The 17,830-nt window shown below is 64.3% G+C and carries 13 protein-coding genes; 9 read left to right on the forward strand and 4 right to left on the reverse strand.

The window, feature by feature from the left end:
• Window positions 1–614 precede the first annotated feature (614 nt).
• The gene (locus ACFPME_RS00070) at window positions 615–1,802 is read right to left on the reverse strand and encodes a polysaccharide pyruvyl transferase family protein (RefSeq protein WP_377300770.1); all 1,188 of its coding nucleotides are present in this window, start codon (window positions 1,800–1,802) and stop codon (window positions 615–617) included.
• Between the two features lie 256 nt (window positions 1,803–2,058).
• Between ACFPME_RS00070 and ACFPME_RS00075 the strand changes: the two genes are divergently transcribed.
• Window positions 2,059–2,193 (forward strand): hypothetical protein, encoded by a 135-nt coding sequence (locus tag ACFPME_RS00075; protein WP_377300772.1) that lies wholly within the window; start codon window positions 2,059–2,061, stop codon window positions 2,191–2,193.
• A gap of 209 nt (window positions 2,194–2,402) precedes the next feature.
• Here ACFPME_RS00075 and ACFPME_RS00080 read toward each other — a convergent pair whose 3' ends face one another.
• From ACFPME_RS00080 to ACFPME_RS00090, 3 genes are all read right to left on the reverse strand, one after another.
• Window positions 2,403–3,908 (reverse strand): peptide MFS transporter, encoded by a 1,506-nt coding sequence (locus ACFPME_RS00080; protein ID WP_377300777.1) that lies wholly within the window; start codon window positions 3,906–3,908, stop codon window positions 2,403–2,405.
• A gap of 406 nt (window positions 3,909–4,314) precedes the next feature.
• Window positions 4,315–7,374, reverse strand: coding sequence for a TonB-dependent receptor (locus ACFPME_RS00085; protein WP_377300779.1), 3,060 nt, complete (start codon window positions 7,372–7,374; stop codon window positions 4,315–4,317).
• 414 nt (window positions 7,375–7,788) lie between these two features.
• Entirely contained in the window at window positions 7,789–8,502 is a 714-nt protein-coding gene (locus tag ACFPME_RS00090; protein WP_377300782.1) for an AraC family transcriptional regulator, read from the reverse strand.
• Window positions 8,503–8,654: 152 nt separating this feature from the next.
• On the opposite strand from ACFPME_RS00090, the gene ACFPME_RS00095 reads away from it, so the two are divergent.
• Genes ACFPME_RS00095 through ACFPME_RS00130 form a run of 8 tightly spaced genes read left to right on the forward strand, consistent with a single transcriptional unit; the run spans window position 8,655 to window position 17,766 of the window.
• Window positions 8,655–9,596: a 4-hydroxyproline epimerase gene (locus ACFPME_RS00095; RefSeq protein WP_377300784.1), complete on the forward strand. Its 942-nt coding sequence runs from the start codon at window positions 8,655–8,657 to the stop codon at window positions 9,594–9,596.
• Window positions 9,593–10,693, forward strand: a complete 1,101-nt coding sequence (locus tag ACFPME_RS00100) for an NAD(P)/FAD-dependent oxidoreductase (protein WP_377300786.1) — start codon at window positions 9,593–9,595, stop codon at window positions 10,691–10,693. Before ACFPME_RS00095 ends, ACFPME_RS00100 begins: the two co-directional genes overlap by 4 nt.
• Window positions 10,690–10,935: a (2Fe-2S)-binding protein gene (locus ACFPME_RS00105; RefSeq protein ID WP_377300788.1), complete on the forward strand. Its 246-nt coding sequence runs from the start codon at window positions 10,690–10,692 to the stop codon at window positions 10,933–10,935. Before ACFPME_RS00100 ends, ACFPME_RS00105 begins: the two co-directional genes overlap by 4 nt.
• On the forward strand, window positions 10,928–12,235 hold the full coding sequence (locus ACFPME_RS00110; protein ID WP_377300791.1) for an FAD-dependent oxidoreductase: 1,308 nt from the start codon (window positions 10,928–10,930) through the stop codon (window positions 12,233–12,235). The genes ACFPME_RS00105 and ACFPME_RS00110 overlap by 8 nt, the downstream gene beginning before the upstream one ends.
• Window positions 12,232–13,137 carry a dihydrodipicolinate synthase family protein gene (locus tag ACFPME_RS00115; protein WP_377300793.1) on the forward strand — a complete coding sequence of 302 codons (906 nt, stop codon included), beginning with the start codon at window positions 12,232–12,234 and terminating at the stop codon, window positions 13,135–13,137. Before ACFPME_RS00110 ends, ACFPME_RS00115 begins: the two co-directional genes overlap by 4 nt.
• A 1-nt stretch (window position 13,138) precedes the next feature.
• Window positions 13,139–14,737 carry an aldehyde dehydrogenase (NADP(+)) gene (locus ACFPME_RS00120; RefSeq protein WP_377300795.1) on the forward strand — a complete coding sequence of 533 codons (1,599 nt, stop codon included), beginning with the start codon at window positions 13,139–13,141 and terminating at the stop codon, window positions 14,735–14,737.
• Window positions 14,734–15,951 carry a M24 family metallopeptidase gene (locus tag ACFPME_RS00125; protein ID WP_377300797.1) on the forward strand — a complete coding sequence of 406 codons (1,218 nt, stop codon included), beginning with the start codon at window positions 14,734–14,736 and terminating at the stop codon, window positions 15,949–15,951. The genes ACFPME_RS00120 and ACFPME_RS00125 overlap by 4 nt, the downstream gene beginning before the upstream one ends.
• Before the next feature lie 36 nt (window positions 15,952–15,987).
• Entirely contained in the window at window positions 15,988–17,766 is a 1,779-nt protein-coding gene (locus tag ACFPME_RS00130) for a DUF885 domain-containing protein (RefSeq protein WP_377300799.1), read from the forward strand.
• The last annotated feature ends 64 nt before the right edge of the window (window positions 17,767–17,830 follow it).

The following is a 17,830-nucleotide window of genomic DNA, read 5'->3' on the forward strand; positions in this document are numbered from 1 at the left end:
GCGGCGGGAATACAACGAGGAGCGACCGAAGAGGGCATTGGGCGGGCTGACACCGGCCGCCTACGCGAAGCAGTTAAAGTAACACCGGACTCTAAACCCACCCGCTACTCAAAGCGGGGGGACGTCGGTACGGCCAGGATCTGGCTATCGGTAAATCGGGATTTTTTTCATGGAACCTCCTCGGGAAAGGCTACGAGAAAGTTCCACTTCTGGCGTCAGCTAATCTGCGGGGAATTACCGATGACGCCCAACCCCTTTCCGTGTTCGCGTGCAGCTTGTAGCCGCCGCAGCCCTCGCCATGCCTTCTGGTCCAGCCTCCCTGTCCTTCTGGGCTACAAGTCGGCCGGGGTCTTCCCCGCGCTCGATCCCTCCGCCATCTTCGCGGTTGCTTTGCCGGAGCTATCACCCGACCGGGTTGCCGCTCACCAGCTTCGCATCGCCCCCCCGGGGCCAGCACCGCGACGACGATATGCCGATCGAGCATCTGTAGCGGAGCGCCCAGGCGATCAGGCTTGGCGTTGCGTTCTTCTCCGGCAAGCAGTGATCAGCGAGCGGCCCGGAGTAAAGGCGGCGGTATCTTGCGCCATACCCAGACAGCGAGATCGCGGAAACGCTCAACTGGGTCTTGGATCAGTGGGCCTTGTTGCGGTGCCACGCGCCGATCTTTGAACCATCGACGCAGCTGACCAAGGAGCGCATCTGAATATATCCTGTGCCTGCTGCGAATAAATCTCCCGGGAAAGTGTCGGCCCATTTCCAGAATTCAGCATGCTCGAAAGCGCATCGCCAATTGCAGCCGAGACATCACCTCCATCTGCAGTAATCCGAAGTGTCGACGGCAGGCCGATTTCATCGGCGAAATCATTGCATTTCGGATGGTAATCGACGATGGCGAATGGCATGCCCTGCAAATAGGCAACGATAGCGCCATGCAGACGCGCGCTTATGAAAGCGTCGCACTCCCCGATAGCCTGAACCATGGAAAGAGGACTTCGGTCGCGATAACGTCGCACTCGGGCAACGACACCACGCTCAAGAAGGTTTTGTTCCAAAGCCGAAGATAATGCGTAATCTCCGTGTACAGGATGTTCGTTGAGGCTGAAAATATCGACCTGCAATGGCCGCAAAGCAGCCAGTTGCACCAATTCACATGTCAGCGACGACAGCAAGTCCTGCTTAGCGGGTGCAGCATAGTTGCTGTCGGTGACCTCGTAATTGCAGAGCGCGACGCCAAGACGAATCGGACTGCTCCCGCGCTGTTCGGCCAGTCCCCGGGCATTGGGCGAAACGGCGGCGATGAGGGGTAGCAGACCTGCCAGATCGCGTCCGTGATGGGTTTTTTTAGCGTCCCCTATTTCTACGGCAAGGTCGTAAGACCGCTTGTCGCGCACCGCTATGTAGTCAAAGCAACCGATGAAATCAGCGACAGAATCTTCCAACTCTGCATTATCGATCGGGCCGATCGACACGCCGACTGCCGCGAGTTGCAGTTTGCCGGCACGACGTGCAGAAATCATCATTTTCTGGCGAAATGTCGATGTAGGTGGCCCCCCTATTATGGAGCCACCGCCCATGACCATTACATCCGAATCGGAAAGTCCGCGCACGAAACTATAGAATCGACTGGCCCGGCCGAGCGGGCCCAATGCACCGTAGATGGAAGTCGGGTACCACGAAGGCATGGTGTAGCGTGCGTCGACATCTCGGATCGCCGGACCGACAAGTCTGGGATCACCATCCCAGTAGTTTCGCGCTGCCGCACTGCAAACCACGCCAAACAAATCGTCGCCGAAATTGTTCATCCCGTAGTAGCCGGTGAATGTGGTTCGAAGCCTGGAGTTGCTTGTCACGAAAATCCCCTCCCTGATCAACTGAACAGGCTGAGGAGCAAACGGGTCAGAGACTGAATTGGTAGCCTACGAATATTCTCGTTCGATCAACACCTTGGGTGCCGATTGAAGGAACAGCGCGCCCAGGATGCCGTCATCCCCATGAGTTGGGAAGCCGAGAAGAGACGCGCCATGCGCGAGACCAAAGTATCGCAGAAGTGGCTTGGCGATGCATGCGCTGCGCCGCGTGCTGTTGCGCGCCATCGAGGCGGTGATGATTCAGGGCCGGCGCCCTGCTGAACAAACTGACGTGCTCGCCCTGCGCGCCGCCTTGCCGTGGTCGGTCGAACATGGCCGGCCCTGAAATAGTTTGCGCGGTAGATGCCAAGAGGGGGCTCAAGACATTTTCTTGATGCCGATCTTGGCGAGTTCCATCCCGGATAACGCGCCTCGCTCGATCCGCGCCCATTCAAGCCGGGAGTGGCGTGTCTGCGGTACTCGCACTTAACTTTACAGCCGGAAGGCTGCGCCAAGTCTTACTGCAAACTCCCATCAAGCTGACATATCGCCGGCCTACTTCACCCCATGCATCAGTTTGTTGATCCGCGGCGAGATCAGTAGCAGCACCACACCTGCGCCCAGAAGCAGCCAGAACCCGAAAGTGAAGCCGGACAATGCGGAGGCCGCCGTCATGCCGTGCGCGCCGCTGATGTAGCTGGCCAGCAGGCCCGACAAATTGCCGCCCGCTGCCGTCGACAGGAACCAGCCGCCCATCGCCAGCCCGACCAACCGCGGCGGTGCCAGCTTGGTAACCATGGACAATCCAATCGGTGACAGACACAACTCCCCCAATGTCTGCAACGTATAGCAGGCAGCCAAGGGCCAGAACGGGATCAGCCCGTTGCCCCCCAACAGGTGAGCCAATGCATACATCAGTACCAGGAATCCCAGGCCATTGAAGATCAGGCCGAACCCGAATTTGCGCGGGATCGAGGGCTCGACCCGGTACCGATCCAACCAACCCCAAACCAGACTGAGCGCCGGGGCCAGCAGGATGATGGTGAGCGGACTGATCGACTGGAACCAGCTCACTGGAAACTCCCAGTCGAACATCTGACGATCGACCAGATTCTGCGCCAGAAAATTGAACGAACTGCCGAGCTGGTAATAGAACATCCAGAACAACACATTGAAGGCGAATATGATCAGCATGGCCCAGACGCGATCAAGTCGGATGCGGTCATCCAGTCGCGCCTCCCTGACCAGCAGTACGGCCACCCCCACCGCGAGCGCCCCGATCAACCATTGCAACCCCAACGTACCGACCCTCGACAGCAGCAGGTACACCAGCGGTACCGATGCCAGCGCACCAGCCATCACGGCTAACACGCGTGAGCGCCCCATCCGGTCTGATGGCGGCCGGCCCACAGTACCGAGCTGGCGGCGACCGAACCAGAACCACAGGAAGCTGAGCACCATGCCGATGCCAGCTGCGATGAACACCAGCTTGTAGTTCTGTTCCAGAGGTGTGGCGGTGAAGGTGGCAGCCAGCCAGCCGGTGAGCAGCGGCGCCAAGAGCGCACCCGCGTTGATGCCCATGTAGAACAGCGTGAACCCGCGATCGCGCCTCGGGTCATCGCGGCCATAGAGCTGGCCTACCATGGAAGAAATATTCGGCTTGAACAGGCCGTCGCCGACGATCACCATCGACAAACCCATCAGGAAGGCCAGCTTGCTCGGTACGGCGAGCACGAACAGGCCTGCTGCCATCACCAGTGCTCCGACCAGAATTGCGCGCTGGTAGCCGATCAGCTTGTCGGCCACGTAGCCTCCGAAAATGCCTGTGCCGAAGATCAAAGCAGTGTAGGTGCCGAAGGTCGTACCGGCCCACCCCTGACCTGTTGGATCGCCATGGTAGAACTGCGCCACGGCATACAGCGCCATCGCCCAACTCACGCTGTAGAAGGCGAAGCGCTCCCAGAACTCGGTCATGAACAGCATCCACAGCGGACGCGGGTGGCCTAGCAGTTGCGGGTAGTGGGGCATGGCGGGCGGCATGGTTTCGGCGGTCTGGTTCATGGGTTCCCTTTGGGCTGGCGAAGCGGCGTGAGGAGCTCTTCGGCGAGGCGTAGCCGATGCCAGGCGGCCTTTGCGGAACAACGCATCGAACGTCAACGTCTGACTACATGGCCGCCCGCGCATTCATCCATTTGCAACTTGCGCAAGCGATGGGCTTTCAAAAAAAAAGCCGCCACGTCCTGTGCCGGCTGAGCCTTGGGGAAACTGTCTGAGCAAGGCTGTCTTGGCAACCCGTTCACTTTTTGAACTACGCATCCGGAGGACGTCGGGAGTGCCTTTCTTGCGCACTCCCGACTGCCGACTCCAGCACACCTGCCCATCCGGCTACCGCGGCGGACAGATGCTATGCGCACCCGATCCATTCATGCTCATTTGTAAGCCGTACCAGCGGATATTTCACAAGCTGCTAAAAATCGTACGTCACGCCGAAACGGACATAGCGAGGTTGGGACTGGGATACCGCCATGCGGTAGGTGGTGTACTCGCCACCGGTCGCACCGAAGAACGGGTCGGTCTGCGTGGTCACCCGATTGTTGAACACGTTGTAGACCATCACATTGAAGCCGAGCTTCTTGTCGGCCCACAAGGGCCGGTACTCGGTGCTCAGACTGACGGTGTACTGCCATGGATTGTGGCCGGCATCGCCCGGTCGCGACACTTTGCCGGCACACCAGTGGTAGTAGGCGCCGTAGCCAAGTCCCGGGTTGGTCTCGCCCAGGCCGTACATGCCAAGACAACTGCGCGGCGCACCGGAAATGATGGCCAGGTTGCCGGACAACATCCACTCAGGCGTCAGCTGGTAGGAGCCATACGCCTTGATCTGATGGCGGCGACTGTTGGAGAGTTCGCCGTTGGCGTACTCCATGACTTGTGCGTAATCCCAGTCCACCGTGGCGGATACGTCCACCTGACCGATATCCGAACGCACTTGGCCCTCGCTGTTGCCGTAGCTGCGCGAAAACAGGTAGTCGACCTTGCCGTACCACTTCCCGTCAAACGGATGCTCGAGGAACAGGTCCAGTCCGTAGTAATGACGCTTGATCCCGGACGAGAAACCGAAATCTGCCGTGGTCATCGGCACCGAGTAGTAGCTGCCGTCGTACTTCTGTACCTTGAGAATATTGGTGCGCCCCGGGTTGAACAGATAGGCACCGGAAATCGCGTTGGCGTCATAGGTGCTGGGGTCGATACCCATGCGATCCATCTTGGCCGCGATGGCGCCGGAGTCGCCGTAATCATCGATGGCGGTGCGCAGATTCCGGTAGCTGGCCTTGGCACCGTAGACCCAGGCATCCCCGAGTTTTTTATCGAATCCCAGGATGAATTCGTCCTGGTACTCCGACTTCAGATTGGTGGCCGTCACCATCTTCGGATCATGCGACTGGCCATACTCGCGATTGGCCGAGATCGGTGCCCCCGGGCCACGACTGGTATCGATCGGCGTGAGCCCGGTCGGCTGACCATTGGAATCGATGCCGGTGTAGGTGAAGTATTCGCGCGTGTACAGCGGGGCACCCGCCTGGCGCATCGCCACGGTCGCGGGAAGCGCCAGGAAATAGCGGCCTGCGTTCCCGTAGACCTTGAAGCTGGAGTCGCCATTGACATCCCAGCTGAAGCCGGCGCGTGGGGCCCACTGGGGTTTGGTCAGACGCAGGTAGGCTTCGCCGCCCGGGTTGTAGTTGGTGAACTGATCGTTTCGCAGGCCCAGCTTGAGCAACCAGCGGTCACTGACCTGCCAGCTGTCTTCGATGTACTGCGCGCGTTGTTCCACGCGAACCGAACCACCGCCGTAGCGGCGGTACTTCGCCACGTAGTAGCCGGTTGCGCCACCCGGGTAGGTACCCGGTGCAGCAACGTACGGATCAGCGCCGGGCACACCGATGATCGGGGTGCCCGCGGCGCCCTTGTTGTATTCCCAACCGTAGCCCGGGTCAGCCATCTTGTTACCGTCGTTGTTGTCCTCGATGGTCTGGTTATCGATACCGGCCGAAAGGGTGTGGCTGCCGAGCCGATAACTCAGATCGAAACGAAGGTTGGTATTGCGCGACGTATGGGTCGGGTCGTTGATCGCGCCCAGAGTTTGCGGACTGATGATGGTCGTGCCACCGTTCAGGGCCGGATTCTGCTTGCTGGCGCTGTAGAGGCGTCCAATGTTCGGGTACAGGTTGGTTACCTGGTTGAAGTAGGTGCCGTCCATGCGCCCGTACATGGCGGAGAAGGTCAGTTCATCGGTGAGATAGCTGGTGAACTTTCCGACATACAGATCCGCACCGGTCTTGGTCGGGATCGCCCTGTTGGCCAGGTTCCCCGTCCTTCCCGTGTCGTAGTCATAGGCCAGGCGATCCGCCGAATAGGATCGTTTGGTGGAAGCGCCAGTCACTTCCAGGATGTTGCTGTCCGTGATGTTCCAGTCCAGCTTCGCATACCACTTGGGATAGTCGTTACGATATTTGGTATTGAATGGCGCATCGGTGTTGCCGATGGTGTTGCCCTGCCGCCGCTCGGCCTCCATCGAGGCGAACAGGAACAGCTTGTCCTTGATCAGCGGGCCACCGGCGTAGGCACTGACCACCGTGGTCCACGACTTGTCCTGGCTGTTGCTGTCATACAACTTGCCCCGATCGGAGCCGGTGACGAAGTGGATATCCTTCTGGTCGCCGCGGGCGAATGCCGGCGTCCACAGCACTTGGCCGCCGAAGTGCCATTCATTGGTGCCACGCTTGCCGACCTGACTGATCACGCCGCCATCGGAGCGTCCGTAGGCGGCACCGTAGCCGCCACTGAGAATCTCCTGCTGGTCGATCGACCCGTAGGGCAGCGCAAAGCCGCCGAAGTTGCTCAGCGGGTCGGTCGTGTTGAACCCGTTGATGTAATAGGCGTTCTCGGTGACCGCGGAGCCGCCGAAGGAAACCACCGAGCCGCCGGTCGGGCCGTCAAAATAGCCGCTGCCTTCGACCACGCCAGGTGCGAGCAGCGCGATGGCCTCGGCACTGCGCGCCAGTGGCAGCCGGGCCAGCTGCTCGGCGGTGATCACGGTGCGCGAGTCGACGCCAGTGACGTCGATGGCGGGCAGCGCATTGGCGCTCACGGTGACTGCTTCGAGGTTCTTCGTGCCCGTCGAACCGGGCGCCGTGAAGGAAACCTCCGTTCCTGCACCCACGCGCAAGGTGACATTCGAGCGCGAATCCACCGTCGCCCCATCCCTTACCAGGGTGACGGTATAGGTCCCCAGCGGCAACGCGGCTAGCGAATAGCGTCCCTGTGCATCCACCGCTACCTGGCGGGTAATGCCGGAGGAGCTCCTGATCGCGACTGCGTCGCCGGCTCCAGCCGGCACCTGTCCGAAAATGGTGCCTGTCGTCGCCTGGCTATGTGCCGCACCCGCCGTACCCAATCCCATCACCAGAGCGAGGGTCAGGATGTTGCGACGAAATGGGGCTCTCTGCAGCAGGGAATGATCGTTCATCAGTGCTTTCTCCAGATCATCATTCATTGGGATCCGTATGACGCCCTGATCCTGAGCAGCCATCGGTAAGCTATTTGGGTGGTGTTTGGGGTTCTGCGGCGCCCTCCCCCGCTGTGCCCGTCCCCACGGACACAACCTGCGACGCTCATGCGAACAGGCTGACCTGCGCGTGCTTCGTCCGAAGCGATGCCCCCTGGCGAGACCGGAACAAAAACGCAGAACCCAGCACATGGTGGGATGCGCAACATGCAGCGTCTTGTCGAATTCTTGCGCCACGCGTGCGGAGTTCCGCACAAAATTACGTGCCAAGCGCAATTCATTTTGATCAACTACCGATGGCCGGCCAGTTGCGCCAGCGCCGGATGCCATGGCGCGCCGCTATCCGCATGCGGCCTCGAGTTCGCGGGGATTCGGTCAGAACTTCGCGGCAACATACAGACCGCGATACTCCCGCGGCGTCATGCCCACCGTGGCCTTGAACTGCCGCGCAAACGCGCTCTGATCGGTGAATCCGCAGGCCAGCCCGATATCCGCCACGCTGTCGCAGCCCTGCAACAACCGCATCGCCGCTTCGATGCGCAGCTTGGTCAGCGCCTGTTGCGGAGTGAGCTGGAACACGCGCCGGAAATGCCGCTCCAGTTGCGCCACCGACACCTCGGCAAGACTGGCCAGCGTATGTACCCTCACCCTTTCCGCGTAGTGATCCTGCAGATAGTCCATCACGCGGATGAGTCTCGGATAAGTCGGATGCCTTCCGTCCGGCTTGTTGAGATCGCGCGAGATGCCCACCACGCCGCAGATCCCCGCGTGCGAGCGCAACGGATACTTGCGGGTAAGGCACCAGCCCGGCACGCGATTGGTCAGGATGTGGACCTCGAGCTGGTTCTCGATGGACTCGCCCGCCAGTGCGCGGCGATCCTGCGATGCGTACGAGGTACCAAGCGTGCTAGGGAAAAGCTCGGTCACATTGCGGCCGAGTACATCCTCGCGGCGTTTGAGCCCCAACCGCCGCACGAGGGTGAGATTGGCATGCGTGTAACGCCCGGCGCGGTCCTTGACGAAGAACACAACGTCCGGCAACGCGTCGAACAGGGTCTGCAATTCACCTGCTGAAATCTTCACGTCCATACGGCTTTCCCCGGAATCCCCGACCGAGCTGCACGGTATGCTCCGACAGTAACAAGCATACTAAGACGCCAACATGCATTGTGCCGAATTCCGCATCTGACTGCAGCAAGCTTGCCTAGACGTTCGAACGCGCGCGCGACGAACATAGCGGCATGCATACCATCCATGTCATCGATTCGCACACCGGCGGCGAACCCACCCGGGTCGTCATTGGCGGCCTGCCCGATCTGGGCGGCGGCAACCTCGCCGAACAGCGCCAGTACTTTCGCGACCACCACGACGCCTGGCGCAGCGCGGTTGCCTGCGAGCCGCGCGGGTCGAACACCATGGTCGGCGCTCTGTTGCGGCCAGCCCACAGCCCGGGCGCCTGCACCGGGGTGATCTTCTTCAACAATGTCGGCTACCTCGGCATGTGTGGGCACGGCACCATCGGCGTGGTCCGCACGCTGGCGCATCTGGGGCGCATCGCGCCCGGCCGGCACACCGTCGACACGCCGGTAGGTACCGTGGGCGTGATACTGCACGAAGACGGGCGCGTCTCCATCGACAACGTCGAAAGCTACCGTCATGCCGCTGCCCTGCGCATCGACGTGCCGGGCTACGGCAGCGTGCGCGGCGATGTCGCCTGGGGTGGCAACTGGTTCTTCATCACCAAGGATGCGCCGCTGCCGCTGGACATCGGCAATCACCGCGAGCTCACCGCCTATACCGAGGCGATCCGGCACACGCTGGAGAAGGCTGGCATCTGCGGTGCGGATGCCGGCGAAATCGACCATATCGAAATCAACGCGCCGTCCACCACGCCCGGCATCGATGCGCGCAACTTCGTGCTCTGCCCCGGCATGGCCTACGACCGATCGCCGTGCGGCACCGGCACCAGCGCCAAGCTGGCCTGCCTCGCTGCCGACGGCAAGCTGGCACCATGCGAGATCTGGCGTCAGGAGAGCATCCTGGGCAGCGTGTTCGAGGCGCACTACACGCCTGGGACTCGGGGCGTGCTGCCGCAGATCACCGGCATTGCGCACATTACGGCTCAAGCCACCCTGCTGATCGATGACGATGACCCGTTTGCCTGGGGCAGCGGCGCGGAATGAACGGCTACGACCTCATCGTGGTTGGTGCCGGCATCGTCGGCGCCAGCTGCGCCGATGAGGCAACGGCCGCCGGACTTCGCGTCGCGATCGTGGAACCGGGCCCGATCGGCGGTGGCGCCACCGCCTGCGCGATGGGGCACCTCGTGGCGATGGACGATGATCCAGCCGAACTTGCGCTGGCGCGCTATTCGCTGCAGCACTGGGAGGGATTTGCCGAGCTCCCGGAAGCCGAATTCAGCCGCTGCGGCACGTTGTGGATCGCCCGCAGCGAAGCGGAGGCAGCCGGCATCGCGATACGCGTCGAGCGTCTCAATACCTCCGGCGGGGAGGCCCATGCCGTCGATGCGCGCGCGTTGTACGATCTCGAACCGGCGCTGGCTCCGGGCCTGTGCGGCGGCATGCTGGTACCGCGCGAGGCGGTGATCTATCCGCCACGGGTAGCACTCCACCTGGTAAGACGCGCGCAGCAACGCGGCGCCCAACTGTACCTGGGCCGTTCCGCCTGCCGCTTGGGCCGCGCCACCGTGACGCTGGACGATGGCACGGTCCTCAGCGGGCCCACCCTGGTTGCAACCGGCTGTGCCTTGCCCGACCTGCTTCCACAGTTGCCGATGCGCCCGCGCAAGGGGCATCTGCTCATTACCGAACGCTACCCGGGGTTGCTGCGGCACCAGGTGCTCGAACTCGGTTATGCCGAAAGTGCCCACAGCCGCGAGGGCAGCAGCGTCGCCTTCAACGTGCAACCGCGCCCGACCGGGCAGATCCTGATCGGCTCGTCGCGCGAATCCGATGTTTTCGATTCGGCGATATCCCCCGCAATGCTGCGGCGCATGCTGGAGCGTGCCTTCCAGTTCATGCCCATGCTGCGCGAACTGCAGTCCGTGAGGGCATGGACGGGGCTGCGCCCGGCAACGCCCGACGGTCGCCCCTATCTCGGTGCCGTACCCGATCATGCCGACGTGTGGGTTGCAGCGGGCCATGAGGGACTGGGCGTGACCACCGCACTGGGGAGCGCCCGGCTGCTGGTGGACTTGCTGATGGGCCGTGCGCCCGCGATCGATCCGTCGCCCTATGCGCCCGCGCGGGTACTCGCATGAAGACCGTATGCGTCGTGGTCAACGGCCACGCCCTCACCGTACCGGCGACCGCCAGCGTGGCCGCAGCGGTCGCAGTCGGTGCCCCGGTATGCTTCCGCCGCTCCGTGCGCGGCGAACCGCGTGCACCGCTCTGCGGCATGGGCGTGTGCTTCGAATGCCGCGTACGGATCAATGGCACGCCGCATGTACGTGCATGCATGACCCCGGTGCGAGACGGCATGCAGGTCGAGACCGATGACTGAGCACTACGACGTCCTGGTGGTCGGTGCAGGCCCGGCAGGGCTGGCGGCAGCGCAGGCTGCCGCCAGCCATGGCGCACGGGTCGGCCTGCTTGACGCGCAGGCCCGTCATGGCGGCCAGGTATGGCGCCACGATGTGCTTCACGGCACGCCGCAACCTGCGCGGAAAGCCTTCAACCTGCTCGCCCGCACACGCGGACACGTGGAATGGCTGCCGCGGCATCAGGTGATCGCTGCCGATCATCGAACACTGCTGGTGGAAACGCCGCGCGTATCGGTTCAACTATCTTTTGGTTCAATGGTGTTGGCCACCGGCGCGCGCGAACTGCTCCTGCCGTTTCCGGGCTGGACACTGCCCGGCGTGACCGGTGCCGGAGGCATCCAGGCGCTGGCCAAGCAGGGCTGGCCTGTCCATGGCAAGCGCGTCGTGGTGGCGGGCAGCGGCCCGCTGCTGCTGGCCGCCGCGGCCACGTTGCGTCGGCATGGGGCTCACGTACTGGGCATCTACGAGCAGGCGCCGACAGCGGCGGTAGCCGCGTTTGCGATGCAGTTGTGGCGCTGGCCCGTACGCGCGGCGCAAGCAGCGGTTCTGCGCGCGAGACTCGCCGGCATTCCCTATCGTTGCGGCTCGGTTGTCCGCATGGCGCATGGCCGCGACGCGCTATGCGGCGTCGACGTCGATGATCCGCGCGGCCCATTGCGCATCCCCTGCGATCTGCTCGCGATCGGCTACGGCCTGGTACCCAACGTCGAGCTGGCCACCATGCTTGGCTGCGCGCTGGATCACACCCGCATCCATCCTTGCGTGCAGGTGGATGACTTGCTGCGCACCAGTACCGCGAACGTGTACGCAGCGGGGGAAACGTGCGGTATCGCCGGGCTCGCCGCTGCACGCATCGAGGGGAGCATGGCCGGCCATGCCGCCGCTGGATCCACGGCAGCAGCGACCGCCCTGCTCCCTTCGCGCCATCGTGCACGCCGTTTCGCGGGCCTGCTGGCGCTGCACTTCGCGCTCGACGCGCGCGCGCGCGCGCTGGCCGGCGCCGACACCGTCATCTGCCGTTGTGAAGACGTGACGCTCGCGGCGCTGGATGGCTTCACCGACGCTCGCGCGGCCAGGCTCGCCACGCGCTGCGGCATGGGCGCCTGCCAGGGCCGCATATGCGGCACGGCGCTGGCCGAACTAGGCCGCTTTCCGCGCAGCGGGATCCGCCCGCCCCTCTTTCCGGCGCGCCTGTCCACGTTGGCCGCCACCGATGTTCCCAACCTTCCTACCGATGACTCTCGAGGCACCTACGCATGACCAAGTACACCCTCTGGCACGGCGTCATTCCTGCCATCACCACGCCATTCACCGGTGACGGCCAGGTCGATCACGATTTTCTCGCCCAACATGCGCGCAAGCTGCTCGATGCGGGCTGCACGGGCATCGTGCCACTGGGCTCGCTGGGCGAAGCGGCGACGCTCAGCTTCGACGAAAAGGTCGCGATCATGCGCACCCTCGTGGCAGCGGTTGGCGACCGTGCACCGGTGATCCCGGGCATCGCCGCCCTGTCCACCAACGAGGGGGTGCGGCTGGCGCAGGCGGCCAAGGCCGAGGGTTGCGCCGCGTTGATGGTGCTGCCGCCGTACGTGTATTCCTCCGACTGGCGCGAGATGAGCGCCCACGTAAGCGCGGTGATCGCCGCTACTGACTTGCCGTGCATGCTCTACAACAATCCGGTGGCGTACAAGACCGACTTCTCGCCGGAGCAGATTGCCGCGCTGGCGGCTGAACACGCCAACGTGCAGGCGGTGAAGGAATCCTCTGGCGATGTGCGTCGCTTCGCTGCGCTGAAATCCCTGCTCAGTAATCGGCTGGAACTGCTGGTGGGCATGGATGACGCCCTGGTTGAAGGCGTCAGCATGGGTGCCACCGGCTGGATCGCCGGGCTCGTGAACGCGTACCCAAAGGAATCGGTGCGCCTGTTCGAGCTGGCCCGCGAAGGCGGTTCCGCCGCTGCCGCCGAGCTCTACGCATGGTTCCTGCCTCTGTTGCGGCTCGACACCGTGCCGAAGTTTGTCCAGCTGATCAAGCTGGTACAGCAGGCGGTAGGCCTAGGCAACGAGCGCGTGCGTGCGCCACGGTTGGCAATCGAAGGGGCCGAACGCGAGGCCGCGATGCGCGTGATCAAGCAGGCGATCGCCACCCGCCCGGAACTCTGAGATGGCTGCCCAGTCCTTGCTGATCGCGGGCGAATGGCGTGCCGCATGCGAATCGTCCGAATGCTTCCGTGCCGTCGACCCGGCTACCGGCGAAGCGATCGGGCCGGCCTTTCCGGTCAGCGGCGAGAGCGACCTGGAAGCGGCACTGGCCAGCGCTTGCGCCGCGGCCGGCGAACTCGCAGCGGCGCCGCCATCGCGTATCGCGGACTTTCTCGACGGCTACGCCCAGGCTATCGACGAGGATGCGAAAACGCTGGTCGCGCTGGCTCACGCCGAAACCGCGCTGCCGGCGGAAACCCGGCTTGCGGCGGTGGAGCTTCCACGCACCAGCCGGCAGTTGCGGCTGGCCGCGCAGGCAGTGCGCAGCTTCGCCTGGACCCAGCCGGTCATCGATACCACCGCCGGCCTGCGTGCGCACTACGCACCGTTGCACAAGCCCGTGCTGATCTTCGGTCCGAACAATTTCCCGCTTGCGTTCAATGCCGTGGCCGGCAGCGATTTCGCCTCGGCCATCGCGGCGCGCAATCCAGTGATCGCCAAGGCGCATCCTTCGCATCCGGCCACCAGCCAGCGACTGGCCGAGCTCGCTCACCGGGCCTTGCTGCAGGCCGGCCTTCCCGCTGCATCAGTCCAGTTGCTTTACCACTTCAGTCAGCACCTGGGCTTGCGACTGGCGGGGGACGCACGGCTCGGCGCGATCGGCTTCACCGGCAGCCGCAACGGCGGTCTCGCGCTGAAGGCGGCGGCCGATCGGGCGGGCATTCCGGCGTACATGGAGATGTCCAGTGTCAATCCGGTGTTCCTGTTGCCCGGCGCATTGGCCGAACGCGGCGCCGCGCTCGCCCAGGAGTTCTTCACTTCGTGCACGATGGGTAGCGGGCAGTTCTGCACCAACCCCGGCCTCGTCGTCGTACCGGATGATGCCGCCGGCGACGCGTTCGTCACCGCGGCCATCGGGCTGTTCAATGCCGCACCGCCGGGCGTGCTGTTCTCACGCGGCGTGCTGGAGCAGCTGGACCAGGCGGTGACCGCGCTGCGTGACTGGGGCGCAACCTGTCTTGCCGGCGGCACCTCCGCCGGACCCGGTTACCGCTACCGGCCCACCTTGCTGCAGGTAAGCGCAAGGGCGTTCCTCAAGCATCCTGCCAAGCTGCAGCGCGAGGCGTTCGGCCCGGCCAGCCTGCTGGTGCGCACGCGCGATGCCGACGAGATGCTGGCTCTGGCGGCAAGCCTCGAAGGCAACCTCACCGGCACGCTCTACGGCGCCACCGATGGCAGCGACGACGGCATGGCGAACCTCGCGCGGGTCCTGCGCCCGCGGGTCGGCCGGCTGGTCGCCAATCGCATGCCGACCGGCGTAGCCGTGAGTGCCGCGATGAACCACGGCGGGCCATACCCGAGCACCAGCCATCCCGGCTTCACAGCGGTAGGCATGCCGGCGGCCATCCGCCGTTTTACCGCGCTGCACTGCTACGACAACGTCGCCGATGCGCTGCTGCCGCCGGAGCTGCGCGACCGCAATCCCGGCGGCGTCGCGCGACAGGTGGACGGCCACTGGCGCAACGACGACCTTGACCCCGGACGGAGTGCTGCACCATGACGAACGCGCATACCCACCAACAGATCGGCGGCCTCGATCTCGCGCAGGCACGCGCCGGTCTGTCACGCTGGCCAGTCATTGCGGCTCCGATCGATCGCGACGAGTACCAGCAGCGCCTTGTGCGAGCGCGCGTGCTGATGCGCGAGCAGGGCGTGGATGCGCTGCTGGTGACCGCCGGCGCGTCGCTGCGCTACTTCACCGGTGTCGCCTGGGGCGCCAGCGAGCGGCTGGTCGGCCTGCTTCTGACGGCGCGCGGCGAGCCCATTCTGATCTGTCCTGGGTTCGAGACCGGCTCGCTCGAACACGTGCTCCGGATCGACGCCGAACTCCGCGCGTGGGAGGAACACGAAGATCCGCATGCCTTGGTGGCGGCGGGGTTGCGCGAGCGCCATGCCGGCAACCTCGCGCTCGATCCAGCGGCGGCGTACACCGTCGCCACGCGCCTGCAGGCCGTGCTGGGCGAGCATCGCCTCGTCGACGCCAGCCCGATCATCGACGGCTGCCGCGTGCGCAAGTCCATCGCCGAGCTGGCCCTGATGCAGCAGGCCACCGCGATGACGCTGCAAGTGCAGCGGCTTGCGGCAGGCGTGCTCCACGAAGGCATCAGCAACCATGCACTGGTGCATTTCATCGACGAGGCACATCGCGCCCTGGGCGCCGACAACGGCTCCACCTTCTGCATCGTCCAGTTCGGCCAGGCCACGGCTTATCCACACGGCATTCCCGGCGAACAGCGGCTCGCCCCGAACGAGCTGGTGCTGATCGACACCGGCTGCACCGTGCAGGGCTACAACTCCGACATCACGCGCTGCTATGTGTATGGCCGCCCGAACGAGGAACAGGCGCGGATCTGGTCGTTGGAAAAGGCCGCGCAGCGTGCCGCGTTCGACGCGGTGCGTCCCGGGGTGCCGTGCGAAGCGGTGGATGCCGCCGCGCGTGCCGTGGTCGAGCGAGCCGGCTTGGGACCGGACTACCGCCTGCCTGGCATTCCCCACCGCACCGGCCACGGCTGCGGCCTGAGTGTCCACGAGACGCCGTACCTGGTACGCGGCAATACCACCGCGCTGGAGCTGGGCATGTGCTGCAGCAACGAACCCATGATCGTGCTGCCCGACCGCTTCGGCATTCGCCTGGAAGACCATTTCCACGTAACGGCCGACGGTGCGGCCTGGTTCACCGAGCCCTCCCCTGCCATCGACCAGCCCTTCGCCTGACCAGCATGCCTTGATCCGCGCCACCGGAGCGCCACCATGTCCAAGTTGATCGTCCGCCTCGGCACCCTCGCCTGCCTCGGCATCGTAACCATCGCCGCTGCCGCGAACGACGATGCCGCCAGGCGCTTCCACGCGCTGTCCAGCCAGGAGTGGACGTGGCGACAGGCCCAGTTCGCCGGTGCCGACGATGAGGACACCCACGCGCAACCGGCCGATCACCTGCCGCGGGTCGACGCCGCCACCCAGGCCGCGCGCGAACGCTACTGGACCGATGTAATGAAGCGACTCGACGCCATCCCGGTGGATGCATTGCACGGCGATGAACGCGTGAGTTACCTGGTCTACCGCAACCAAGTCGAAACCCTGCTGGCCGACCAGCGCTTCCGCACATGGCAGATGCCGTTCAACAGCGACACCTCGTTCTGGGGCAACCTCGGCTTCACCGCGCGTCGGCCGCTGCACGACGCAGCCGACTACCGCCGCTACATCGGACAGCTGTGTGACATCCCGCGCTACTTCGACGAGCAGATCGCGAACATGCGCCTCGGGCTCGCGCGCGGCTTCAGCGTCCCGCGGGTGACCTTGGCTGGACGCGACCAGGCTATCGCCGAGGTGGCCCACGCCCGCGACAGGGACAGCGTGTTCTACACGCCGTTCCGGCAGATGCCCGTGAACATCCCGGAGGACGAGCAGGCGCGCCTGCGCGCGGAGGGCATCGCCGCCATCCACGATGCAGTCGCGCCGGCCCACGCGCGGCTGCTCGGCTTCATGCGCAATGTGTACATGAAGCAGTCGCGCAACAGCCTGGCCGCCGAGGCGATGCCGGACGGCAAGGCGTTCTACCAGTCCCAGATCCGCAAATACACCACGCTGGACATGAGTCCCGACGCGATCCACGCACTGGGCCTGCGCGAGGTCGCGCGCCTGCGCGCGGAGATGGGGCAGACGATCCGCGAAACCGGCTTCAACGGAAGCTTCGCCGAGTTCCTGCACTACCTGCGCACCGATCCGAAGTTCTATCCGAAGAGCGCCGATGAACTGCTCAAGCAGGCTGCCTGGATCGCCAATCGGGTCAATGGGAAAATCGGCGAGTATGTCGGCCGGCTGCCACGCCAGCGCTTCGTGATCGAGCCGGTGCCGGCCGAGCTGGCGCCCTACTATACCGGGGGACGCGGCGGCGCCGGCTACTACATGGTCAACACCTACGACCTGCGTTCGCGCCCGCTGTACGCGCTCACCGCCTTGACCCTGCACGAATCCTCGCCAGGCCATGGCCTGCAGATGCCGCTTGCAACCGAGCACGAAGGATTGCCGCCATTTCGCCGCGCCACCTACCTCTCCGCCTATGGCGAAGGCTGGGCGCTGTACTCGGAGCGGCTAGGCGTGGAGATGGGCCTTTACGACACGCCTTATGACCGCTTCGGCTATCTCGGCTACCAGATGTGGCGGGCCTGCCGGCTGGTAGTCGATACCGGCATCCATCATCTGGGCTGGATTCGCGAACAGGCGCTCGTCTACATGCGCGAGAACACCGCGCTGGGCGAACACGAGATCGAGACCGAGGTCGATCGCTACATCGCGTGGCCAGGCCAGGCACTGGCTTACTACCTTGGCGAAATGGCCATCGTGGACGCGCGTGCACGCGCCGAGAAAGCACTGGGCGAGCGCTTCGATCTGCGCGCCTTCCACGACACCGTCCTGGCGCTGGGCTCAGTGCCGCTGCCGGTGTTGCAGCAGCAGGTCGACCGCTTCATCGCCAGCGGCGGTAAATCGCCCTACGCCGACGAGAAGCCCTGCGACTGCAAGTCGCCCTGACAACCGCGGCGCTGCGCGGGCGCAGGCCAATGCAATGCCGAAAGCCCGCACTCTTCCCTGTGAT

This window comes from Rhodanobacter umsongensis (assembly GCF_042654965.1).
Classification (GTDB): domain Bacteria; phylum Pseudomonadota; class Gammaproteobacteria; order Xanthomonadales; family Rhodanobacteraceae; genus Rhodanobacter; species Rhodanobacter umsongensis.